A 23,688-nucleotide genomic window follows, 5' to 3' on the forward strand; every position below is an offset into this window, starting at 1 on the left:
TTGCCATCCCGTGACGAGAGCAGGAGCTCCCCATGACCCGGACGATTCATCTTTCCCTCGACGTCAATCGACACCGTTACGAACTCGATGTCGAGCCACGCGTGACCTTGCTCGATGCGCTTCGCGAGCATCTGGGCCTGACCGGTACGAAGAAGGGCTGCGATCAGGGACAATGCGGCGCCTGCACGGTGCATCTCGATGGCAAGCGCGTGCTTGCCTGCCTGACCCTTGCCGCGCAGGTCGAAGGCCAGGAGGTCACGACCATCGAGGGGCTGGCGTCAGACAATGGCGATCTGCACCCGGTGCAGGCAGCCTTTCTTGACCATGATGCATTCCAGTGCGGCTATTGCACACCGGGGCAGATCATGTCGGCGGTCGCATTGATCCGCGAGGGAGGCGCCATGACGGACGAGGAGATTCGCGAGGCCATGGCCGGCAACCTCTGTCGCTGCGGAGCCTACAACCATATCGTTGCGGCCGTGCGCCAAGCTGCGGAGATGGCCCGATGAGAGATTTCGAGTATATCAGGGCCCGCTCGGTCGATGACGCCCGAAAGCACGTCATGCAATCGGGCGCCGTGTTTATCGCAGGCGGGACAACCCTCCTCGATCTCGCCAAATGCGGCGTTGCCGCTCCCGATTCGGTGATCGACATCAGCCGTCTTCCGGATCTGGCAAAGATCTCTGCTGACAGCGACGGTGTCACGATCGGCGCGCTTGCGAAGATGGAGGATGTGGCAGCAAGCCCGGGCATTCGCGCCGATTATCCGGCCGTTTCAAAATCCCTTTCCCTTGCCGCCTCCGCACAGTTGCGAAACATGGCGACAACAGGGGGGAACCTGTTGCAAAGGACACGCTGTCCCTATTTCCGCGACCCCGCGACCTTCAAGGCCTGCAACAAGCGCGCCCCCGGTTCTGGCTGTTCGGCAATTGAGGGGGTAACCCGAAACCATGCCGTGCTGGGAACCAGCGACGCCTGCATCGCGTCCTATCCGGGCGACCTCGCTGTCGCGCTGGCTGCCCTCGATGCGGTGATCGATCTCGGCGGGCGTCAGGTGGCCGTGGAAGACTTCTTCCTGCTGCCGTCGGACACGCCGGAGAGAGAAACGGTACTGGAACCAGGAGAAATGATCCTGTCGATCAGGGTTCCCCGCACGCCGCTGGCAAGAAACTCGACCTACCTCAAGGTTCGTGATCGCCAGTCCTTCGAGTTTGCCGTCGCAAGTGCAGCCGTCGGATTGGAATTCGAGGCCGACGGCAAGACGATCCGCAACGCCAGCGTTGCATTGGGCGGGGTTGCGACAAGGCCGTGGCGGGCGCGGTCCGTTGAAGCAGCACTGAAGGGGAAATCCCTTGATGACGTCGGAGCGATTGCGGCCGCAAGCCGCCTTGCCATGGAAGGTGCCGTCAGTCACGGCGGCAACCGTCACAAGATCGAACTCGCACCGCGTGTCGTGACGCGCGCCATTCTCGAGACAGGAGGTCTGGCATGACCATTATGGAACCTCGCAGCAAACGTGGAGACTCCTCTGATGGCACGATCGGTGGGCGACTGTCGCGCCTTGACGGCCGGCTGAAGATCACCGGCGGTGCGCCCTTTGCCCTCGAGCATCAGGTCAAGGGGGTCACTTACGGTGTCCTCGTGCAAAGCAGGATTGCAGCCGGGCGCATCGTCGCCATCGACAGCAGCAAGGCCGAGGCAGCACCGGGAACGCTGATGGTGCTGACGCCGGACACCGAACTCAATCTCAGCATTGCGTCGGACTGGTATGGAAACCGGCCGGACAACCAGGCCTATCATCCGCTGTCCCGGGACATCACCTTCAACGGTCAGGCCGTTGCGGCTGTCATCGGGGAAACCCTGGAGCAGGCGAGTGAGGCGGCAAGGCTGATCGAGATCACCTATGAGGAGGCTCCGGCGATTGTCGGTTTCGACGACGCCGCGGCGAAAGAAGGAAAGCTACTAGACGCACTGACGGTCACCTGGGGTGATGCAACGAGCGCACTCGCCGCTGCCCCTGTTCGCGTCGAGGCAGAGTACAAGACGCCGCGGGAATTCCATGTCGCGATCGAGCCGCATGGCCTCACCGCAGAGTGGGACGGCGACACCCTGACCATCCGGGAGCCCAGCCAGTGGACGCACGGAATGGCCCGCACCTATGCAGAGTGGTTCGGATTGCCCTATGAAAATGTGCGGATCATTTCGCCGTTCATCGGAGGCGGGTTCGGTTCCAAGGCGACGGCTTATGCCTATGGCGCACTTGCAGCGGCGGCTGCCCGCAAGCTCGCCCGGCCGGTGAAGCTTGCCGTGACGCGTCCTCAGACGTTCACCGCCCTCGGCGGCCGTGCCGCGACCCGGCAGACGATCGCACTCGGCGCGAATTCGGAAGGGGTCCTCCAGGCACTTGTCCATCGCGGTGCCAGCGAAACGGCGACCTATGCCGATTTTCCGGAGCAGACCAGCGCAGCAACGCCGCTGATGTATGCGGTCGAGAATTTCAGTGCGGAGCATCGGCTGGTCGCGGTGAATACGATTGTTCCTGGAGCGCTGCGGGCACCAGGCAAAAATCCGAGTGCCTTTGGGCTCGAATGCGCGATGGACGAGCTCGCTTACGCGGTCGGCATTGATCCTGTCGAGATCAGACTGCGCAACTATGCCGAACGTGATCCGCAGTCGGGCAAGCCCTGGTCTACGCGGCGGTTGCGGGAGGCGCTGTCAGCGGGCAGTGAAGCATTCGGATGGTCGCGCCGAAGCCTTGCCCCCCGCTCGATGAGAAACGGCCGGCGTCTGGTCGGATGGGGCGTCGCTTGCGGAACGTTTCCGGTCCTTCGAGCCGCAAGCGAAGCGCTTGTCCGTATTCTCGCTGATGGTTCGGCAGAGGTCGTCAGTGGCGCGATCGACATGGGTCAGGGCACCTACACGATCCTTGCCCAGACGGCGGCCGATGCGCTGGGTGTCCCGGTCGAGACGATCAATGTCCGGCTTGGCGATTCATCGCTTCCCGGTGCGACGGTTGCCGGCGGCTCGATGCTCGCCGGCGCCATAACAGGGGCTGTGCACAAGGCTGCATCGGCCGCGCGCGACGAACTGATCGCGCTGGCGCTCAACGATGGAGCGTCACCATTTCGCGATACCGGCGCGAACACGCTGACGGTTGCCGACGGGCGCGTTTCGGTTCCGCGCGACGGAGGCATGTCGTTGCCGATCCGTGACCTTATGTCAGCGCTCGGTCGCCAGTCGATCGAGACGCGAAAAAACACGCTTCCGGACAATGAGCAGGGGCCCGATAGTCACCGCAAGGCCTGGACGACCATGGGAAGCATCCGCGGACCAACGGCAGGTGATTATTCCATGCACAGCTGGTGCGCGCATTTTGTCGAGGTGATGGTCGACGAAGACTTCGGGACGATCCGTGTCTCCCGCGTCGTATCGGCATTCGACTGCGGCAGGATCTACAATCCGAAGCTGGCGGAAAGCCAATGGCGCGGCGGCATCATCATGGGGATCGGCCAGGCGCTTCTCGAAGAGGGGCTGGTGGATCCGCGCAATGGTCGCCTGGTCAACAACAACCTCGGTGATTATCTCGTCGCCACCAATGCTGATATCCCTGACATCGAGGTCATCTCGGTCGGCATTCCAGACAAGGAAGCCTCGGTTCTAGGTGGAAAGGGGGTAGGGGAGGTCGGTATCGTCGGTGTGGCGCCAGCAATTGCCAACGCTGTTTTCCATGCAACCGGCAAGCGGATCCGCGACCTCCCGCTCACACTCGACAAGGTGCTGGGTTCGTGACGACCCCGAAGGACTGAACGCGTGACAGTGATGTGAGGTGGCGAGCATCGGCCACCTCGCATCGGTTCGGGCAAGCTCACGCCCCATGCCGTGAACAGGCACGCCTCTTCGTTGTACCAGTACCTTTCGACACCAAACGACCTGTGTCCCGACAGCGCAAGCCTGCACGTGAGGGGTTGTCGCCGACAGCAGGCAGGTGCAAACTACAAAATGACAGAAAGCACTGCCGCCGGCGACCGTTTCTAAACGCCAAACTCCGACCACGGTTCCGCAACGATTGCTGCAGCTGCTTACCAGATTGGCGCGAGAAAACCGCGGTCTGCCGCTGCCGCCACCCGAGGTGTGGCGGCAGCGATCGCTTCGACCTTCATCACGGAGCGCTCAGGCGATCACAAGATGTCCCGGCGAAACGGTTCGATATTCACGCCGGTCAGCCTCGTATTCGACGGGCCGGATCGGGCTCTTCAACTCCTCGACGACGGCCTTGCGCTTCTGATGGCGGCGGTCGGGATCCGGTACCGGCACGGCTGCCATCAGCTTCCTGGTGTACTCGTGCTGGGGGTTGCCGAAGATCGCCGCGCGGGGGCCGATTTCGACAATCTCTCCGAGGTACATCACGGCCACCCGATGGCTGACGCGTTCGACGACGGCCATGTCATGGGAAATGAACAGGAAGGCGAGATCCAGGCTCTGCTGCAGGTCGAGCATCAGATTGATGACCTGCGCCTTGATCGATACGTCGAGCGCCGAGACGCTTTCGTCTGCAACGATCACCTTCGGCTGAAGCGCCAGGGCCCGGGCGATGCAAACGCGCTGTCGCTGGCCGCCGGAGAATTCGTGCGGGTAGCGCTGCGCCATATCGGGCGTGAGCCCAACCTTCAACAGCATGTCGGCGACGACATCCCGTGCCTGTTTCGCCGTACCCATCTTGTGCTCAAGATACGGTTCGGCAATCGCCTGACCGACGGTCATGCGGGGATTGAGCGATGCGAAGGGATCCTGAAAGATCATCTGGACCGATTTGCGCATCTCGCGCATCTCGCGCTTGCCGAGGGAGAGCATGTCGCGTCCCTCGACGATGACGGCGCCGGAATCCGGCTCGATCAGGCGCATGATGGCGCGACCGGTCGTCGATTTGCCACAACCGGATTCGCCGACGAGGGACAGTGTCTCGCCGGCGCGAAGGTCGAAAGACACGTTCTCGACTGCATGCACCCGCCCGCTCAATCGGCCAAGCAGTCCCGAATGGATGTCAAAGCGTTTGGTCAGCCCTTTGACCTCGAGGATCGGTCTGTCCCTGGTGACGGTATCAGGCACTTCGACCCCAGCATCGGTTTCGCCCGTCACGGCGTTGACGACGGGAAAACGCAATGGCCGCGTGTAGACCTGCATCGATCCGAGCACCGGCACGGCCGACAGGAGAGTGCGGGTGTAGGGATGCTTTGCGCGGTGGAAGATGTCACCTGTTGTCCCGGTCTCCACCTCTTCACCGCGGTACATCACGACGGTCCGGTCGGCGATTTCGGCAACGACGCCCATGTCGTGGGTAATGAAGAGGACCGAGGTTTTCTGTTCGTCCTGCAGCATCTTGATGAGATCGAGGATCTGCCCCTGGATGGTTACGTCGAGCGCTGTCGTCGGCTCGTCGGCGATAAGGAGTTTCGGCCGGGAGGCAAGCGCCATGGCAATCATCACGCGTTGGCGCATGCCGCCCGAAAAACGATGCGGATACTCGTCGAAACGGGAGGCCGCGGACGGGATGCGAACCTTTTCCAGCAGGCGAATGGTCTCCGACCTGGCCTCTGCCGTTGACATCGCCCTGTGGCACAGCAATGCCTCCGAGATCTGATCGCCGATGGTAAAGAGCGGATTGAGGCTCGTCATCGGCTCCTGGAAGATCATCGAGACATCGTTGCCGCGCACCTTGCGCATCTCGTCTTGCGAAAGGGACAAGAGGTCACGGCCATCAAGCATGACCTTGCCCTCGATACGGCTTGAGTCCGCCTGCAGGAGCCGCATGATCGAGAGTGACGTCACACTCTTTCCCGAACCGCTCTCACCGACGATGGCGACCGTTTCTCCAGGTGACACGGAGAAGGAAACATTCCGCACGACCGGTTTCCAGCCACCATCAACCAGAAACGAGGTGGTCAGGTTGTGAACGGACAGAACCGGGTTAGCGGGCCGCGAAGCGCTAATCTCTGTGACACTCATTTTTGTTCCCTTTCCTTTATCCCTTGCCGCCTGCCGATCCTCAGTCCGGCCAGCGCAAAATCCCGTCGAAGCGGTGTCTGCTGCGGTTTTCGAGCGGGGTGGCGATGATCTCGTTCGAGGCGCGGGCCCTGTCGAGTTCTTCGCTCAGCCGGGCGGCAACGATCTTTTCCTGGCCAGGATGCAGGTTGCAGGGATCGAGATAGAAATGCTGATGCTCGACCTCGTGGTCGCGTACGATGACCGGCTGGTCGCCACGCGACAGTGCCGTGGCCAGATCCCACGCGGTGATGTGTGCCTCGGTTGGCGACACCACGACCCGCAGGCGCTCAAGCGGATTGTTCGTCGGATCAGGTTCGATGAGGGCTCTCACGCCCGGGCGGCCATCCAGCGTTTCCTTCCAGAGCTTGAGATAGCCTGTCTCACGTTCGCGGATTCCAGCGTGATCGCGCTTTTCCCACGCTTCCAGCGCAGCCATGACGCCATAGATGCTCTCCTTGCCAACCTTCATGCCGCGACCGATCCCCATGTTCTGAAGGAAGGCGCTGCGGACCAGTTCCTTTTTGCCGGCAACGATGCCGGAGGTCGGGCCGCCGAGGAACTTGTGCCCGGAATAAAGGGCGATATCGGCCCCCTGTGCAAGAAACAGCCTGAGGTCGTATTCGGAAGCTGCGTCGACGATGACCGGAACGCCCTTGGCGTGAGCGATCTCGACGAACTCGCTGAGGTGCAGCAGGCCATAGTCGACAACATGATGGGACACGACATAGACGGCCGCCGCTGTTTTTTCGGTGATGGCATTTTCCATGTGAAAGCGATGCGTCGAGGTGGCCTGCCCGATCAGCACGACTTTGCCGCCGGCAAGTCGGATGGCCTGATCGACGGGCGCGCCGTAGCTCACGACATGACCCATCTGCACGAGGACTTCGTTCTTCTCGAGCGTCGCATCGGGCAGTTTTTCGATGGCGAGGAGATTGTTGCCGGTGATTGCACCGGCGACAGCAAGGCTGATGCCAGCGGAGCACGATGCCGTGACAAAGCCTGCTTCGGCACCGGTCAACCTGGCGATGACCTTGCTTGCCATGCGCTGCAGGTCATTGATTTCGACAAATTGCGGCAGGATTGCTTCCATCGCCTGGATTGCTTGCGGAACGACGATCGAGGCGCCGAGGCTGGTCATCGTACCGGACACGTTGATGACCGGGCGCAGGCCGATCGTGGTGCGGATATCATCGGACATTCTAGTTCTCCAAAGTGGCGGCTTGCGAATTGCCATCGACAGTTATGCCATAGTAATGTAATAGCGTCCCGTAATCAGACGAGGAACCTTGAAATTGGACACCAAGCCCTCCTCCGCAACCCAGGTTGACGAGACGGTATCGGTTGACGAGGCGGACGCCAAAGGCGCGCGGCGCTCTCGGGTGAGCGGCATCGATCGTGCCTTGCAGGTTATCGATTATCTTTACGAGACCGGTTCCCCGGCCGGAGCCTACGCGATTGCCAAGGCCGTCCGGGCGCCGCTCTCCACGGTCTATGTCATCATTGACGACCTGGTAGACAAGAACATGCTGGCCCGCAATTCCGACGGATCGATCTGGCTGGGTTCGCGCCTCTATCATTACGGTCTCGCCTATGCGCGGTCGCTGGATTTCATGAGTGTTGCCACGCATGAAATGCACGATCTTTGCCGCCAGGCGGGCGAAACCGTCCAGGTATGCGGTCGCGACGGCGACTACATGCTGGTCCTTGCGATGGCGGACGGTCCAAGCCACTTCCAGGTCGCCTCGCGGGTCGGAACGCGCGTGCCACTGAACTGGACTGCATCCGGCAGACTTCTTGTCGGTCACCTGCCGGAGAGCGAGCGGGTGGACCTGTTCAGGCGCTGCGCCCGCAGCTCGCCGACCGGACGCGCCGAAATCGATGCGGCAACGCTTTCTGACGCAGCCGGGAAGGCGTTTGCGGAGAGGCTGTCGATCCAGGTCGCCGAGTCGGACTACGCGGTTGCCTGCATTGCCTCCCCGGTCTGCGACCGGGAGGGACAGTGCGTTGCGACCATCTCGATTGTGCTGCCGGAACAGAAGGTCCTGTCCGACGAGAGCCGCTACACTGAACAGGTGCGGGCTTCGGCGCAGCGGATCGAAAAATTGATGGGTTGGCGCAATCACTGATCAAGGTCTCCTCAATCGTTCAGCGAGACGATCGCCTCGATCTCGACGGTGATGTTGCCGGGCAGTGATCCGAAGCCGACGGCCGAGCGAGCGTGCTGGCCGGCCTCCCCGAAGATTTCGATAAACAGATCCGAGCATCCGTTGATGACGCTTGGATGGTTTTCGAAGTGCGGCACGGCGTTGACCATGCCAAGCAGCTTGACGACCCGCTTTACCCTGGAGAGGTCGCCGAGGGCGTCGTGCATGACGGCGAGCAGATTGATACCGGTAAGCCGTGCATGCTGGTAGGCCTCTTCCGTACTGACATCGCTGCCGACCTTGCCGGCATGGAGGTGACCATCCGCCTCCCGCGGGCCCTGGCCCGACAGGTAGAGAATATTGCCCTCGCGGACGTGGGTGATGAAGTTGGCGATCGGCACTGGTGCTGATGGCAAGGTAATGCCGAGCGCCGCGAGGCGCTCATAAGGCGTTTGCACCGCTGCCGCGGCCTTTGCTGGTGACGTGTTCACGTCTGCTCCTATCTGCGGGTTTTGACCTTGCGCTCAACGCCACGAATAGCCGTGAGTGTGGCGGACAAGCTTGCGGGCACGCGGAATATAGCGGCTGGCGGTGGTCGCCTCCGATCCGATCACCGCGTAGCGCGGTTCGAACAGCTTCTGCAGGCGGGAAACATCGCCATTGGAGTCGGTGGCTTCGAGATCGGCGTCGATGAGGTCGAAGATGGTGAAATCCGCCCTCTGGCCGACGGAAAGACGGTTTTCCATCGACAGCTTGATGACCGAGGCCAGCGCGTGGGTCACTGCTTCCACGACCTTGTCGAAAGGCATGCCGACAGAGAGGAGCTTCGACATTGTCGTTGCCAGGTCCCAGACCGGGAAGTTCATAGAGTGACCGTGGAGGTCGGTCGAGATCGAGAATGGCAGGAGGCCACGTGCAATCGCCGCTTCTGCCACCTTGAAGGAGAAGGACGCCCCGCCATGACCGATGTCGAGGCGAATGCCTTCGCCAGCGCAACGCTCGGCGAGATTGAAAAGGTCCTCGTCCTCCATGATGCTCGAGCCCGCCTTGCCGTTGAAGCAATGGGTCACGACATCGCCCGGGCCGAGGATCTCCAGCACCTCGTCGTAGAGCGCAGGCGGCTCGCCGACATGCACCATCATCGGAATCTTCAGGATCTTTGCGATCTTCTTGCCGAGCTTCACGGGTGTCACGCCCCACGAGCCGGTGATGACATGGCTCGCACGCACTTTCAGGCCGACGATGTGCTCGCTGTTCTGCGCATAGCACTCGACAATGCGGTCGAGATCGATGTCGCGAATATCGCGAAGCTCAGCGACGCGATTGCAGGCGACAAGGCCGATCGAGCCGAGATTGAGGAACGCCTTGATACGCTCTTTCGACGGCTCGATGATGTATTCGCGGAAGCCGTGGAAGTTGGCTTCGCCGGCCGAACCGGCATCAACGAGAGTCGTGACGCCCCGCTCGGCACCGCATTCCGACGGGCGGATCGAGATGTCGGTCCCGCCGTGCCAGATATGGACGTGGAGGTCTACCCAGCCTGGTGAAATCCAGGCGTCTTTCGCATCGATGCGAGAGGCATCCGCAGGGGTTGGAAGCGACGGGCCGATTGCAGAAATCTTTCCATCGGCACCGACAAGGATATCCGTCGTGCCGGATGGCGAAGCGGCACCAAAAGCCATTGGCTTGACGTTGGTGATGAGAAGCGGCTTGCCCGCTGTTTCACCGGTCATTCTAGAGGTCCTTTCGAAGTCTTGGGTCGAGCATGTCCCGCAGACCGTCGCCGACCATTTGCAGCGACAGCACGGAGAGGATGATGGCGAAGCCCGGGAAGTAGGTCATCCAGTCGGCCTGGCCGATATACTGACGGCCGGCTGCGATCATGGTTCCCCAGGTCGGAATTTCGGGGCTGACGCCGAGGCCAAGGAAGGAAAGACCGGCTTCGGCAAGCATGGCGCTGGCAAAAAGGAAAGTCCCTTGTACGATGATCGGCGACAGCAGGTTTCTAAGCACGTGCCGCGTCATGATGTGGAAGGTGGAAATGCCGAGCGCCTGCGCTGCTTCGACATAGGGGAGCTCGCGGATCACCAGGGTCGAGGCGCGAACGATCCGCGCCAGACGCGGCGAGTAGACGATCGACAGCGCAACGATGACAGTGGTGAGCGACGGCCCGAGCGCGGCGACAAGCGCGATCGCCAGAAGAATGTCGGGAAACGACATCATGGCGTCGATCAGCCGGGCAATCGGCGTGTCGAGTTTCTTGAAGAAGCCGGCGAGCAGTCCGAGCGTGACGCCGATCAAGGCGGAGAGCGCAACAACGGCCACCCCGACCAGGAGCGAGAGCCTGCCGGCATAGATCGTCCGCGAGAACACATCACGGCCGAACTCATCGGTGCCGAACCAGAACAGCTCACTTGGCGCCTTGAGCCGGTTGACGATCGAAAGCTTCGAGGGCGAGTAAGGCGCAATCCAGGGGGCCAGCGCCGCCAGAAGCACGAAGATGGTCAGGACGAGGATTCCGGCGGCGACCGTCTTGCGTTTGAGGAGGCGGCGAAGAAATTTGCTGCGCTCGCTGGGTGGGGTTTTCTCGGTTGTGGTTGCGATATCGGCCATCAGTAGCGCACCCTTGGATCGACCAGCAGATAGAGCATGTCGATCGCGAAATTGATGAGGACGTAGAGGCCGGCAATCACCAGCAACGCGCCCTGGATGACGGGATAGTCGCGTCTGAGAACGGCAGAGACGACAAGATTGCCAACGCCAGGCAGGCCAAACACGGTCTCGGTTACCACGGCGCCGGAGATCAGCACGGCTGCGGTGAGCCCGAGAACGGTCAGGATCGGGATCAGTGCATTCTTCAGTGCGTGCTTGAGCACGACCTTGCGTTCGACCAGTCCCTTGGCTCTTGCGGTACGGATATAGTCGTCGCCCAGCACGTCGAGCATCGAGGCGCGGGTAAAGCGCAGGATTAGTGCGGAGGAGACGAGACCGAGTGCGAAGGCCGGCAATGTCAGATGGTACATGCGTTCAAAAAAGGACGCGCCGGGACCGCCATAGCCCGAGACAGGAAAGGCGTTCAGGCGCACGGCAAAAAACTGCATGAGAATGAGGCCGAGCCAGAAGCTCGGGATGCTCGCAGCCAGCATGGCGATGGTGGTCGACAACTGGTCGATAAAGGAGCCGCGCCGATATGCGGCATAGATTCCGATCGGCAGCGCGATGACACTTGCGATCACGAGCGAGAAGATCGTCAGGAAGAAGGTCGGCTCCGCGCGCTCGAGAAGGGCCGACGTGACCGGCATGTTGAGGAAGATCGACTGGCCGAGGTCTCCCTTCAGGAGCTGGCCGATATAGAAGAAGTACTGGACGACGATCGACTGGTCGAGACCCAGCCGGGCGCGCAGGTCGGCAACGTCCTGGGTCGTTGCATCGGGGCCGAGCATGACTGCGGCCGGATCGCCGGGTGTGACGCGCACGATCACGAAGACAATCGTGACGACGAGAAAAATCACAACTATCATGCCGAGGAGGCGCTGGAGGATGTAGCGTATCATGGAAAGCGGCTCCTATGTCCGCTGGAGCGGGATCATGGACGGATACCGGCCTCACGGCCGGCACCCGCCGCGCCTTCGGCCTACTTTTTGATCGACGCGTTCCAGAAGTAAGGCCAGGGCGCGGGATCGACACCCTGAAGCTTTGTCGACATGGCCGAGACGGCATTGAAGTCGCCAATCTTCATGAACGGAACTTCGTCGTACATCGTCTTCTGGACATTGGCCCAGAGCTCAACGCGCTTCTTTGGATCCACTTCTGTCGTGAAGGCATCGAAGACACTTTTGCGCGCCGGTGTATCCCACCAGCCGGGCGAACTCGGGGAGAGGGAGCCGATAAGAGCCGGTTCCGGAAGGAACGGGCTATGGCTGATATAGATGTCCCACAGCCCCTTGTCGGTTCGGCGCTGTGTCAGCGTCGCCCAGTCGACGACCTGCAAGTCGACCGCAAAACCGGCAAGCTTCAGGTATTCGGCCGCGACCTGGGCCATCTTGTAGTGAAACTCGTACTGGCGGCTGGTGAGGATGCGGATCGGCTCCCCATTGTAGCCGGCCTCCTTGGCAGCTTTTGCGGCGCCCTCGGGATCGGCAATATTGTAGTTTCCCTTGACACCGGCATCAGTGCTCCAGGCGAAGTTGCTTGGGTAAATATTGCCGTCGGCCGTGTAGAAGTCGGTGCCGCCGAAGGCTGCGGCCATCATGTCTTCCATGCTGAGTGCCTGGCGGACCGCCTTGCGGATCGCGACGTCTTTCGTGACGCCGGCAGCGGTGTTGAAGACGAAAACCGGATAGCCGAATGGCTTCAGCAGCAGAGGCTGGGTTGCCGTCGACGTCGTCAGCTTGTCAAAGGATTCGACCGGCAGTGAATCGATGTAGTCGTACTGGCCGGAGACAGCCGCCTCGACACGGGTATTCGCATCGGGCACGGGTACGAAGCGGATTTCGTCGAGATACTGGTGGCGGGCGCCGCCGTAACCGTCGCTCTCGCCGGAGCGTGGCTTGTAGTCATTGTAGCGGACGAGCTGAATATACTGGTCAGCCTTGCGCTCCTTCAGCATGTAGGGCCCGGTGCCGATGAATTCGCTCATCGTGTCGGCCTGCTTTTCCGCAGGAATGATGATCGCCGCGGAATTGTTGAAGGCAAGCAGCGAGACCAGCGGCGCGTAAGGCTGCTTCAGTTTGATGGTAACGGTTGACGGGTCGGTCGCGGTGATCGACTCGATGAAGGCCGCAGCCTGTTTGCCACGCGAGGCAAGCTTGGTCCAACGGTTGAGAGAGGCCACGACGTCATCGGATGCCATGTCGCTTCCGTCGTGAAACTTGACGCCGGTGCGCAGCTTGATCGTGTAAGTCTTGCCGTCGGCGCTGACCTCGGGAAGCGCCTCTGCCAGGAGCGGCGTCACGGCCCAGCTCTTGTCGAAAGTGTAGAGCGTTTCGAAGATGTGTTGGGTGACAATGCCGACAAGGTCGGCCGTCGATGTCATCGGATCGAGTGTCGGTGGTTCGCCGATCGTCGCGACGTTGATCACGCCGCCTTTTTCCTGCGCCAGCAGAAGCGACGGCGCTGCGATCAGCGCCGTGCTGACGAGGAATGCGAGCTTCAATCTCATATCTAACTCCCGATTTGTTCCACAATTATGTTATATGCGCTTTTATAAAAGAATACATGGCGGGTCAGTCCTGTCAATGCAGGATCGTCTCGTCTGCTCTGGAAAGCCGGCCACGCCCTCGGCCAAGGGTGCTGCAGAAACTTAGCAACGCCTGAAATTATATAGGGCGGGTCGCCTTATGGTTGCTGGCGCCAGGAGGGCTTTTGCCCCTTACTGTGCCCTCGAGGCAGGCCGCTGTTGGAGGGGAATTTGATGTCAATCGAAGCCCGACATGCATTGATAGCCAAGGCATTCAGCCGCGTCAGGCAGGCCGGATGCCCGCTGGAGACATCCGAGGAATTCGAGGGCTGGCTGGGCCAATGGGCTCGGGCCGACATCGACATCCAAACGCTTCGGAAACGCTACGTCGAATTGCTGCAGACCCGGGATGCTGCCTGGAGAGAGAGGCACGTGCTGGTTGATTGAATGCTTCTGAGGACCTGGAGGAGGGACTTTGATGAGTGATCGGGCGATGGGTTACCTGGTTGCGGCGGAGGTATGCGTCTTGTTCTGGATCGCTGTTGCGATGCTGGCGCTCGGCGCGGCTTAGGTCTGACTGACGGGCCGAGGCCGGTTGAATGGCGGCTCCGGCTGTCTATTCGGCTCTGGCCGCCTGCGTTGCGGCGCGAGCGGAAAGCTTGGAATTTTGCAGGCGCTCGGCAACGACATATTGTGCCGCAAGCCCGGCTGCAAGGGTGGCCGCCTCGAGTAGCAGCGGGAACTGATAGGCCTCCCGAAGAACCTGCAAGGCGATGCAGATCAACGAGCCCCAGGCAAAAACCGCAAGCCCCTGTTTTCCGAGGACGGTGACGGCGCCAAGCCGTTCTTCTGCAGCAATCCGAGCACAGATCGGCAACTGCGAGACGACGTAGGCGAGAGCCAGGATGTGGAGCAGGCGAGGAAGCGGAAGGGTAGCCTTGTCGAAGCCAACGAGGAACGCCGGATGGTTGCCCCAGCTCGTCAACTCGTAGTGCTGGCCCACGATCACGAAAAGCGAGAAGGCGAGGTAGGCAAGCGATGCCGTCATCAGCGTCAGGTTGTATCCGACGAAAGTCTCCTGTTTCTTCAATGCCATGCCCGCGCACAGACCGACGCAGTAAATGAGCTGCCACGAGAATGGATTGAGGAACCACATCCCTTCCGTCGGGAAGTTGGGAAGATTGATATTGAAGTAGCCTGCAGCGCCCCAGATGCTGACAGACACCGCAATCAGCGCCGGACGACTGATCGAGCCGATTGCGAGAAAGATCGGTGTTGCGGCAAGCAGCAAGATATAAAGGGGCAGGATGTTAAAATAGCCGAGCTGGTGGGTCATCGCCACGAAACCGGCTGCGGTTTTCCAGGGCGCTTCCAGGTAGGAGCCGAGGTTGACACGGTCCGACAGCGCGCCGGTCGCAAGAAAATGGTCGCCGGTCACGAGGATTGCGACCGCGAGGCCGGTTGTGGCGAGATGCACACCGTAAAGATGTCGTGCACGGCGCAGAATGCGCCCGGTCGCCACCATAACGTCCCGCCCAAAGGCACTCGAATAGGCGAGCCCGGCTGACATGCCGGACATCAGCACAAAGGCCTCTGCCGCATCGGAAAAGCCGAAGTTCTTCGACGTTAATCCTTCGAGAAAATTGCCAGGCACATGATTGATGAAGATCATGATCAGGGCGATTCCCCGGAAGAAATCGAGACGCCGATCGCGGCCGGCCGATTGAGAGGGAGGATGAGGCATTGCTAAATTGTTCCGACGATTCGTTGCGGATATGACGATGAGGCAACCGTTAAGCAGCCCCATCTGAAGCCCAGATGAACGCATGGTTCATGTTGTTATCCGCCTTGTGCTGACTGATGCCTGTCCGAGATATTGCTATTGTTCAACCCGCGCCTGCGCTGTTAACTGGGTATTCAGCATGTCGCTACGCGGGTGAGGAGGTCGTTGATGCCTCGATGTAAATCTGCGGAGTTGAGTCTTTCAGGCAATCTACGAGGCCAAGGAACATGAGCCTACCTTTTCATGAGACAGCGCTGGGGCGCGAGTTCGATCTTTTCGCTAATGAACTGGCGACGCTGCCACGGTCACCTGATGTCACAGCGCTGGAACTGCGTTTTGCGCTGTTGCGGGAAGCTGTCGCCATGCAGTTGGCAAAGCCTGGCCGGTTCACCTACACCTTGCCGACGTCGTTGTTTGATGCCTGACTTTGCATTCTTTCACGGCACGCCATGGGCGCATCGCCTCGATTTCCACGTGCATCATCGGACGACCCGGGAGAGGATAAACTGAGGCATGAGAACCGAGTTGCCCGAACCGACCGGCCTTGCGATCGATCCTGAATTTTTCAAACTGCTCATGGGCAGCTTTCTCCGGCTGGTTGGAAGGCCGCTTCTGGAAATGGGCAATGGACAAAGCTTTGGGCCCGACTCGCTATACCGGAGTACGTCGACCGTCATCCTTGCCCATGATACCGCGCCTGATCCACGATTTATCTACGCCAACATCGCCGCACAGCAGCGGTTCGAATATGCGTGGGACGAATTCATCGGGATGCCCTCGCGATTGTCTGCGGAAGCGCCGGACCGGGCGGAGCGCCAGTCGCTTCTCGAGGCCGTCGAGCGTCAGGGGTTCATCGCTGACTACCGGGGTATTCGGGTCAAGAAATCAGGAAAACGCTTCTGGATGGAGCATGGTGTGGTCTGGCAACTCATCGATGAGGCGGGCGATAGACATGGTCAGGCAGCAGCGTTTTCGAGCTGGACCGACCTGTAGGTGGGTGGGAGATTCACGACGGGCGTTCGGGAGCGCCGAACGGATAGCGGCCCTTGCTCACCGGGTGCATCGGCCCGTTCGTTTCCGATGATGCCGGGCATGTCTCTCGCACGACGTGATCTTGATAAGGGGATTGTACCGACGTTCCTGCTCGAGGCTCATCCAAAGCTCGGCATCGGCCAGTTTCCGATCTCGCGCCCTTTGGTCGGCTCAAAGTTTTCTCAGTCATTGTACCTTCCGATCGGACGTTCGAAGCGCGCACTGCGACGACCGAGTCCGACCAGATCATGACTGACTGTCCGCCATCCCGCCGATTGGCCCAGCTTGCAGCATTGAGCATCGCGAGCAAGTAAGCAGACAGCCTACCGCCGGACAATCACGCGGGTGCCCGGCTGGACCATGTCGTAGAGCTCCTCGACATCTTCACGGTACATACGAAAGCAGCCGCTCGAGGCGTTCGTGCCGATGGACCGCGGATCGTTGGTACCATGAATGCGAAGCAGGCCGTCGGCGAGATAGATAGCCCGCGTGCCAAGCGGATTGGACGGACCAGGCTGAACGACCGCAGGAAGTCTCGGATTCTTGCGCCGCATGTCCGGCGTCGGTCGCCACACGGGGTGCTTGGTCTTCGATGTCACCCGCGTCGTGCCAAACCATTGCTTGCCTTGGCGGCCGACGGCGATCGGATAGACCAGCTGTTTGCCTCTCGGGGTGGTGTAGACAAGCGTATGCTCGCGAGTTGCGATCTCGATCGTGCCGGTTGCCCTCCTCGTCTGGGTTCGACGCTCGGGCAGCGGCTCTCCATAGTAGGGAGGTGGCATGTAAGGGTTGTAGTACCCGTCATCGCCGTAGATGTCGTAGTCGTCATATGGCCCGTAGATCTGGGCACTCGACTGGCACACAGACAGCAAAAAAGCTGCCGCAACAAGAATCAGAAACTTCATTTTTGCTATCCGCCCGTTTAAGTACAAGTTAGCCGGGAATTCTGTGGCGGCATTGAGGCATCCGACCCCCCGGGATTCAGTGTGATCCAGAGGAGGAAAGCTGAAATCCCGGAATTGCCGGCCGATAGCTGGGACATACTTCAAAAATTCGACGCGGATCCCGGTCGATCCGTGTTCTCGCCATTTCGAGACGACGGGCGCAGATGGTTGATACTGATTACGCCGCGGTAAGACTGTCCGGCTGCTCGCACTCAGGTAGTTTTGTGGCGAAGATGCAACTATCAGTCCCGGCGCACTGCGGCCGACCACGTCGATATTTGAGGAACACTCAGAATAACGTCGTCGCGTGCGAATGCGGACAGTCTGTCTGGGACCTGTCACTGGACGTGTGCTTTGCGCTTAACACCTCGTTATCCGACCTATGGCATGGGCTGGCGGCGAGCGTGGTTTGAGGTCGTCATTCGTCTTCTTTTGGCTCAGTCTGAGAGGCGAAAGAGGCAGAAAACGACACGGGGTTGCAGTCGATTGCTGCGAGATGTCCCGAAGCCAGAAGGAGCACAGGTGTCCAAAAGCAACCTCCCCATCAGGCGACGGCCGATCCCTGGCCTCCTGTCGATGCTACGCGGCGGCGCTCTCGGAATCGGCGTGACCAGCTGCCTCGTTAACATCCTGGGGCTTACGGGCTCGCTTTTCATGTTGCAGGTCTACGATCGGGTCATTCCCAGCCGGAGCCTGCCGACCCTGATTGGACTGATCGCAATCGTTGTCACGCTGTTCGCCTTCCAGTGGCTGCTTGACCTCACACGCTCGCTTTTGCTCGGGCAGGTCGGGCGAACCGTCGACGAGCGCTTTGCCGGCCGAGCCTTTTCCGAGGTCGCGCTCGCCGCATCGAGAAAGCAGACTCAAGATGCGGGAGTCCAGTCGATCCGCGATATCGATACTGTGCGCGGTTTTTTGTCCGGCTCCGGCCCAGGAGCTCTTTTCGATCTCCCGTGGATGCCGTTCTATCTTGCCTTGTGTTTTCTCTTCCACCCCTGGATTGGTGTGACCGCAGCGACAGGCGCCCTTGTTCTGGCGGGCCTCGCGTGCATGGCCGAACTCAAATCCAGGAAACCGATCGCTGAGACGGCTACCCTCCTTGCCGAGCGGATGGATTTTGCCGACGCCGTCAGGCGTAATTCGGAAGCGGTGGTCGCCATGGGTTTTGCAGCCAGGCTTTCGACACGGTGGGCCGGCCTCAATCAGCGTCACCTTGACAGTCACCTGCAAAGTTCGACCCTCATCAATACGCTTTCGACGCTCTCGCGATCGGCGCGGATGTTTCTTCAGTCAGCGGTGCTTGCGGTCGGTGCGGTCCTGGTCATTCGCCAGGAAGCGACGGGAGGTATCATGATCGCGAGCTCCATTCTCGTCAGTCGAGCACTTGCACCGATCGAACTTGCCATTGCGCATTGGCGAGGATTTGCCGCCGCGCGACACGCCTGGTCACGCTTGAACCAGGAGGCACCCGACGCCGACGACGCCGGACATGACGTCGAGCTGCCTGCGCCCAAGGGCTCGCTGACGGTCACCAATCTCCATCTCGGTGCACCGGGGTCAAAGACCCCGATCATTCGCGGCCTGTCGTTCGATGTGCATGCCGGCGAAGCGATCGGCATTGTCGGCCCGAGCGCGTCGGGAAAGTCATCACTGGCACGGGGGATCGTCGGTCTGTGGCCAGCCTTTGCCGGCGACGTCAGGCTCGACAAGGCCTCGCTTGGGCAATGGTCGCGAGCGGCACTTGGTCGACATATCGGCTACCTGCCGCAGGATGTCGCCTTGTTCGATGGGACGATCGCCGAAAACATCGCACGGTTCGACCCAGACGCTCCTTCCGATCTGATCATTGCCGCCGCGCGAGCAGCTGGTGTCTACGACATGATCGTCGGGTTGCCATTGGGATTCGACACGCAGATTGGCAAAAGGGGTGCTGTCCTGTCTGCAGGACAACGGCAGCGCATTGGTTTGGCAAGAGCACTTTATGCCGATCCGTTCCTGGTTGTCCTCGATGAACCGAACTCGAATCTCGATGCGGAAGGCGAAGTTGCGCTTTCCCAGGCAATCGAGAACGTGCGCTCGCGCAAGGGTGTCGTGCTGGTCATCGCCCACCGGAAAAATGCGCTTGCCGGGGTCGACAAGGTGCTCGTTCTCGAAGGTGGACGCGCAAAGGCCTTCGGCCCGCCGCATGCGGTCCTCAACACGGCGCCAAAGTCGACGGCCGTTTCAGGTTCCTTCGTAAGGCTCTTGCGTGCGGGTGGGGAGCTGTCATCATGATCAGGCTGTCTGCGACATCACCGGAAAAAGCAATTCGCCGTCTCACAGTGCTTTCTCTGACAACAGCCATCGTTCTCGTCGGTGCGCTTGGCGGCCTGGCGTCCGCAATTCGTATCAATGGTGCGGTGATTGCACGAGGAACGCTTGTCGTCGAAAGCTACGTCAAGCCGGTTCAACATCAGAAGGGCGGGACGGTCAGGCAGGTCTTCGTGCGCAACGGCGATCGCGTTGTCGCGGGACAGGTCGTCCTTCACCTCGACGATACGCAGACGAGAGCAAGCCTTGCGATCGTGTCGAGACGGTTAAAAGAGCTGGCAGCGCGATCGGCGCGCCTGGCAGCGGAGCGGGACGGCGTCGATGCAATCGCCTTTCCGGCAGCCCTTGGCGATGAAAACCCGGGCGAGGCTGCCGCACTGGAAAGGGGTGAGCAGAGGCTGTTCGATGACCGCCGCGCCTCCCTGCGGGGACGTATGGCGCAATTGCGGGAAAGGGTCAGCCAACTGAACCAGCAGGCCGAAGGATTGATCGCGCAGCAGGACGGCAAGCGCCGGGCAATCACCATTATCGAGAAGGAACTCGCCAGCCTGGAACCGCTTCTCAGGCAGGGCGTCATTCCCGCAACGCGAGTGTACGCCCTGCAGCGGGATGCAGCCGACCTCACCGGCGAACTTGGCAGCCTCATCGCGTCGAGTGCAGAAGTGAAAGGGAAGGTCGCGGAAACGGAGCTGCAGATCATTCAGGTGGGTGATGACCAAAGGAGCGAAGTCTCCGAGCAACTGAGGCAAGCGGAAAGTGACAGCAGCGAATTCGCAGAACGGCGTGTTGCAATAGAGGACGAACTTGATCACGTCGATATTAAGGCGCCGCAGGACGGCATCGTCCATCAACTGGCCGTTCACGCGCCGGGCGCCGTGGTTGGGCCTGCGGAAAAGATCATGCAGATCGTGCCCGATCACGACGTGCTTACGCCGGAGCTTCGACTGTCGCCGCAGGATATCGATCAGGTGGCCGTCGGCAAGGAGGTGATCCTCCGGTTCTCTGCCTTCAGCTCGAGGACGACCCCCGAACTGCGGGGGCGGGTTGCGTCCATTGCCGCCGATCTGACGACGGACGCTCATTCGGGTCAACCCTACTATACCTTGCGTGTCGCTGTTGCCGTGACCGAATGGAAGAGGCTCGGGGAGCTGTCACCTGTTGCCGGAATGCCGGTTGAAGCCTTCATCGAGACCGGCGATCGCACGGCATTGGCCTATCTTGCAAAACCGTTAACGGACCAGTTGGCGCGCGCATTTCGGGAGGAGTAGGCAACCGTTCTGGGAGGAGGAACCCAATGGGGCATGTCTTAATCCGAAGGAGTTGATAATGGCAAAGTCAGTACAGAACGCAGTCGGACAAACGCTCTATTACAGTGGTCCGTCGACAGCATGGTTTTCGGCGACCGGCTCGGGTCCGGTGTTGGACGGCACGGCGGGAAACGACTCCATATGGGGCGACAGTTCGGTCAATGTCACAATGCAGGGCGGGACCGGCGACGATATCTATTACCTCTATTCCGGCATCAACCGGGCGGTTGAGGCTCCCGGCGCAGGTGTCGACACGATCAACACATGGATGAGCTATACGCTGCCCGTCAACTTCGAAAACCTGACGGTGACCGGCAACGGACGCTACGCGTTCGGCAACGCAACGGATAACATCATTTCCGGTGCGTCGGGAAGCCAGACGATCGACGGGGGGGCCGGCAACGACGTCCTAATCGGGGGAGGCGGGGCTGATGCCTTCCTCTTTACCCGTGGCCACGGCAGTGATCTGATCGTCGACTTCAGCAGCGACGACACCGTTAGGCTCAATGGCTACGGCCTTTCGTCGTTTGATCAGGTTCTGGCGCACACCACCCAGGAGGGTGCCAACCTGCGGCTGGATCTCGGCGGTGGCGAGAGCCTTGTCTTCGCCAACACCCAGGTTGCGGACCTCAAGGCGAGCCAGTTCCAGCTGACGCTTGACCGTTCCCATCTGGCGCTGAGCTTCGACGACGAGTTCAACAGCCTGTCGCTGCGCAGCGGCGGCCAGGGGACGTGGGATGCCAAATTCTGGTGGGCGCCGGAAAGCGGCAGCACGTTGACGGGCAACGGGGAGCTGCAGTGGTACATCAATCCGTCTTACGCGCCAACCGCCGCGGCAAATCCCTTCTCGATCCACAATGGCATCCTGACGATTTCGGCGGAGCCGGCATCGCAGGCGCTCCAGTCACAGATTAATGGCTACGACTATACGTCGGGCCTCCTGAATACCCACTCATCCTTTGCCCAGACCTACGGCTATTTCGAAATCAGGGCCGACATGCCAACGGAGCAGGGTGTCTGGCCTGCCTTCTGGCTTCTGCCGGAGGACGGGTCGTGGCCGCCTGAACTCGACGTGGTCGAGATGCGCGGACAGGAACCGAACGTCATCAACGCAACCGTCCACAGCGAACACGGCGGCGCACATACGATGACGTCCTTCCCGGTCAAGGTGCCCAGCACGGACGGGTTTCACACTTACGGCGTCCTGTGGGACGAGGATCATGTCACTTGGTATTTCGATGATGTCGCCGTCGCGCAGACCGACACGCCAGAGGATATGCATGACCCGATGTACATGCTGGTCAACCTTGCGGTCGGGGGGGCTGCGGGAACGCCAAAGGATGGTCTGGTACACGGCTCGGATACGCAGATCGACTATATCAGGGCTTACGCTCTGTCCGACAGTCCGGTGCATGTCGCGGCCAGCACCAGTGACTGGCATGTCTGAGCGGTAGTGAAGTCGCGGGCGTTCGACGTCCCGCGGCGTCACCCTCGCCGGGCGGTCCTTGCAGTATCGAAAGCAGTTCCATTCACGGCGAGTTAATCGACGGCAGGAAGAACTCCACGTCCTTGCGAAGGCGGTCCTCCAGTCGCTCGATACGGTCGTGCCAAAACCTCTCCGCTTCGGGTGGGTCGGGCTCCCAGACGCGAACGGTCTGGTGATCGTCGTCAATCTTCACCCTTCTTTTTCCGCCGAGTCGGAGATATTCCTCAGCGAGCATGCGGCCTTCGGTGCTTTCCATTGTTGGATCACATCCTTTCAGCTCCTGCGACGGAAATATCGCAAACACATAAACGCGCGGTCCCGGCCATCGTTCCGAAAAAGATTGAGCTATCCAAAAGGAACGTTGGTATCACGGAAGGGAAATGTCTTTCCAGTCGCAGGGCCCAGTCCGTTCGATTGCTCCGGTCAGTTCTTTTCCGACGGCCTTGAGAGGGCCTGGCAGGATTCACGTACTGTCAGACGGCCGGCAGATCCAGAATAAGCTCGCTGCATGTTCGCCAATAGCCTGCATAGGTTGGGGAATGGCTGTCAGGTTCGGCTGGAAGACGTTGGCCCAGTGAAGATCGTCAAAGCTCGATACCGAGATGTCGTCAGGGCAGGTAGCCCCATGTCGCGGATCGCCTTCAGCACGCCGATCACCATCAGGTTGTTTGCCGAAAAGATCCCACTCCGCAAAATCTGGCAGCACAAGGAGCTGCATGGCGGTATTACAAGCGCGTCGCGATAGCCCGAAAGCCTGCTGCGACCGGTCGACGTGTCCAGTGAACCCGAGATTTAGCCAATGCGTCGATGGCCGACGCTGATAAGATAGTCGATGGCTAGGCATCCCGTTCACGGAAATTGCCGATGCGCACCAACTCGTCCTCATAGGAGAGTTTTGCGTTTTCCCATCGTCCCAGGTGTCTCTGCCTGAAATGGCGGACAAAGCTTGCAAACTACGGTCGGATCAGTCGCAGAAGCTTTTGAAACCTGCGGGCGATCCCGATTGGCCGCGGTGTTTCGTCAGAATCGGTGGGAGGCTGGTCGTGAAAAGACGGCTCCCCGATCTCCTCCGGCCGTGCGGTTTCGGCCTTGATCGATTGTTCCTGGTCATCGGTCGTCGCAACGCGGAGGCCCTCCCTGGCCTTTGCCGCATCGATCAATGCACGCTTCTGGCCGCCCCACAGCCTGACGTGATGGGCGATGACATCATTCGGCTTCACCTCAAATGCCGATGGCGTGTCTTGAAGCATATCGAGGAAGGCCCGTTCTGCTGCCTCAGTTTCGCTGTCCGCGAGGACGAGGGTCGTGTCCCGCCGAATGGTGTAGGTCGGCGGTAGCGAAGCCGCTCGTGAGCGCGTTCTAAATTGCGCCGTAGCGAGCGAGCGGCGAAGCGGCGGTCATCGAAGTTCTCCGGTAAAGTCGGGTTGCTCACACCAACCTGATTGGAAGGAACCACCGATG

The 23,688-nt window shown here is 60.5% G+C and carries 21 protein-coding genes and 1 pseudogene; 10 read left to right on the forward strand and 12 right to left on the reverse strand.

What is annotated here, in order from left to right:
• The first annotated feature begins 32 nt into the window (after positions 1-32).
• Genes FHT76_RS33475 through FHT76_RS33485 form a run of 3 tightly spaced genes read left to right on the forward strand, consistent with a single transcriptional unit; the run spans position 33 to position 3,789 of the window.
• On the forward strand, positions 33-509 hold the full coding sequence (locus FHT76_RS33475; RefSeq protein ID WP_183756421.1) for a (2Fe-2S)-binding protein: 477 nt from the start codon (positions 33-35) through the stop codon (positions 507-509).
• A complete protein-coding gene (locus FHT76_RS33480; protein ID WP_259130666.1) occupies positions 506-1,492 on the forward strand; it encodes a xanthine dehydrogenase family protein subunit M in 987 nt (328 codons plus the stop codon). The genes FHT76_RS33475 and FHT76_RS33480 overlap by 4 nt, the downstream gene beginning before the upstream one ends.
• Complete coding sequence (locus tag FHT76_RS33485) at positions 1,489-3,789, forward strand: xanthine dehydrogenase family protein molybdopterin-binding subunit (RefSeq protein ID WP_259130664.1); 2,301 nt, start codon at positions 1,489-1,491, stop codon at positions 3,787-3,789. Before FHT76_RS33480 ends, FHT76_RS33485 begins: the two co-directional genes overlap by 4 nt.
• 381 nt (positions 3,790-4,170) lie before the next feature.
• On the opposite strand, the gene FHT76_RS33490 is transcribed toward FHT76_RS33485, so the two are convergent.
• Entirely contained in the window at positions 4,171-6,003 is a 1,833-nt protein-coding gene (locus FHT76_RS33490) for an ABC transporter ATP-binding protein (protein ID WP_183756418.1), read from the reverse strand.
• Positions 6,004-6,043: 40 nt separating this feature from the next.
• Complete coding sequence (locus FHT76_RS33495; protein WP_183756417.1) at positions 6,044-7,240, reverse strand: aminotransferase class V-fold PLP-dependent enzyme; 1,197 nt, start codon at positions 7,238-7,240, stop codon at positions 6,044-6,046.
• A gap of 88 nt (positions 7,241-7,328) precedes the next feature.
• Between FHT76_RS33495 and FHT76_RS33500 the strand changes: the two genes are divergently transcribed.
• On the forward strand, positions 7,329-8,168 hold the full coding sequence (locus tag FHT76_RS33500; protein WP_405049316.1) for an IclR family transcriptional regulator: 840 nt from the start codon (positions 7,329-7,331) through the stop codon (positions 8,166-8,168).
• Between the two features lie 11 nt (positions 8,169-8,179).
• Here FHT76_RS33500 and FHT76_RS33505 read toward each other — a convergent pair whose 3' ends face one another.
• The 5 genes from FHT76_RS33505 to FHT76_RS33525 all read right to left on the reverse strand — a co-directional run bounded on the left by FHT76_RS33505 (position 8,180) and on the right by FHT76_RS33525 (position 13,347).
• On the reverse strand, positions 8,180-8,677 hold the full coding sequence (locus tag FHT76_RS33505; protein ID WP_183864527.1) for a RidA family protein: 498 nt from the start codon (positions 8,675-8,677) through the stop codon (positions 8,180-8,182).
• Between the two features lie 33 nt (positions 8,678-8,710).
• On the reverse strand, positions 8,711-9,919 hold the full coding sequence (locus FHT76_RS33510) for an amidohydrolase/deacetylase family metallohydrolase (RefSeq protein ID WP_259186265.1): 1,209 nt from the start codon (positions 9,917-9,919) through the stop codon (positions 8,711-8,713).
• 1 nt (position 9,920) lies between these two features.
• Positions 9,921-10,799 carry an ABC transporter permease gene (locus FHT76_RS33515; protein ID WP_183864528.1) on the reverse strand — a complete coding sequence of 293 codons (879 nt, stop codon included), beginning with the start codon at positions 10,797-10,799 and terminating at the stop codon, positions 9,921-9,923.
• The gene (locus FHT76_RS33520) at positions 10,799-11,740 is read right to left on the reverse strand and encodes an ABC transporter permease (RefSeq protein ID WP_183756412.1); all 942 of its coding nucleotides are present in this window, start codon (positions 11,738-11,740) and stop codon (positions 10,799-10,801) included. Before FHT76_RS33520 ends, FHT76_RS33515 begins: the two co-directional genes overlap by 1 nt.
• 80 nt (positions 11,741-11,820) lie before the next feature.
• Positions 11,821-13,347: an ABC transporter substrate-binding protein gene (locus FHT76_RS33525; protein WP_259130660.1), complete on the reverse strand. Its 1,527-nt coding sequence runs from the start codon at positions 13,345-13,347 to the stop codon at positions 11,821-11,823.
• Between the two features lie 252 nt (positions 13,348-13,599).
• On the opposite strand from FHT76_RS33525, the gene FHT76_RS33530 reads away from it, so the two are divergent.
• Positions 13,600-13,812: a hypothetical protein gene (locus FHT76_RS33530; protein WP_183756410.1), complete on the forward strand. Its 213-nt coding sequence runs from the start codon at positions 13,600-13,602 to the stop codon at positions 13,810-13,812.
• Positions 13,813-13,981: 169 nt separating this feature from the next.
• On the opposite strand, the gene FHT76_RS33535 is transcribed toward FHT76_RS33530, so the two are convergent.
• A complete protein-coding gene (locus tag FHT76_RS33535) occupies positions 13,982-15,109 on the reverse strand; it encodes an OpgC family protein (protein ID WP_183756409.1) in 1,128 nt (375 codons plus the stop codon).
• Positions 15,110-15,375: 266 nt separating this feature from the next.
• Between FHT76_RS33535 and FHT76_RS33540 the strand changes: the two genes are divergently transcribed.
• Positions 15,376-15,573: a hypothetical protein gene (locus FHT76_RS33540; RefSeq protein WP_183756408.1), complete on the forward strand. Its 198-nt coding sequence runs from the start codon at positions 15,376-15,378 to the stop codon at positions 15,571-15,573.
• A gap of 88 nt (positions 15,574-15,661) precedes the next feature.
• Entirely contained in the window at positions 15,662-16,141 is a 480-nt protein-coding gene (locus FHT76_RS33545; protein ID WP_183864531.1) for an MEKHLA domain-containing protein, read from the forward strand.
• Between the two features lie 362 nt (positions 16,142-16,503).
• Here the strand turns inward: FHT76_RS33545 and FHT76_RS33550 are convergent, their stop codons facing one another.
• Positions 16,504-17,085, reverse strand: coding sequence for a L,D-transpeptidase (locus FHT76_RS33550; protein WP_183756406.1), 582 nt, complete (start codon positions 17,083-17,085; stop codon positions 16,504-16,506).
• A 615-nt stretch (positions 17,086-17,700) separates the two neighbouring features.
• Here FHT76_RS33550 and FHT76_RS33555 point away from each other — a divergent pair.
• Genes FHT76_RS33555 through FHT76_RS33565 form a run of 3 tightly spaced genes read left to right on the forward strand, consistent with a single transcriptional unit; the run spans position 17,701 to position 22,188 of the window.
• A complete protein-coding gene (locus FHT76_RS33555) occupies positions 17,701-19,398 on the forward strand; it encodes a type I secretion system permease/ATPase (RefSeq protein WP_183756562.1) in 1,698 nt (565 codons plus the stop codon).
• Complete coding sequence (locus tag FHT76_RS33560) at positions 19,395-20,702, forward strand: HlyD family type I secretion periplasmic adaptor subunit (protein WP_183756405.1); 1,308 nt, start codon at positions 19,395-19,397, stop codon at positions 20,700-20,702. Before FHT76_RS33555 ends, FHT76_RS33560 begins: the two co-directional genes overlap by 4 nt.
• Positions 20,703-20,760: 58 nt before the next feature.
• Complete coding sequence (locus FHT76_RS33565) at positions 20,761-22,188, forward strand: family 16 glycosylhydrolase (protein ID WP_259186268.1); 1,428 nt, start codon at positions 20,761-20,763, stop codon at positions 22,186-22,188.
• A gap of 82 nt (positions 22,189-22,270) precedes the next feature.
• On the opposite strand, the gene FHT76_RS33570 is transcribed toward FHT76_RS33565, so the two are convergent.
• The 3 genes and pseudogenes from FHT76_RS33570 to FHT76_RS33580 form a co-directional block, all read right to left on the reverse strand.
• A complete protein-coding gene (locus FHT76_RS33570) occupies positions 22,271-22,483 on the reverse strand; it encodes a hypothetical protein (RefSeq protein ID WP_183756403.1) in 213 nt (70 codons plus the stop codon).
• A 240-nt stretch (positions 22,484-22,723) separates the two neighbouring features.
• A pseudogene (locus tag FHT76_RS33575) lies at positions 22,724-23,055 on the reverse strand (substrate-binding domain-containing protein); the annotation flags it as partial.
• A 125-nt stretch (positions 23,056-23,180) separates the two neighbouring features.
• Positions 23,181-23,447, reverse strand: a complete 267-nt coding sequence (locus FHT76_RS33580) for a hypothetical protein (RefSeq protein ID WP_259186278.1) — start codon at positions 23,445-23,447, stop codon at positions 23,181-23,183.
• Between the last annotated feature and the right edge of the window lie 241 nt (positions 23,448-23,688).

It is taken from the genome of Rhizobium sp. BK176 (assembly GCF_024808055.1).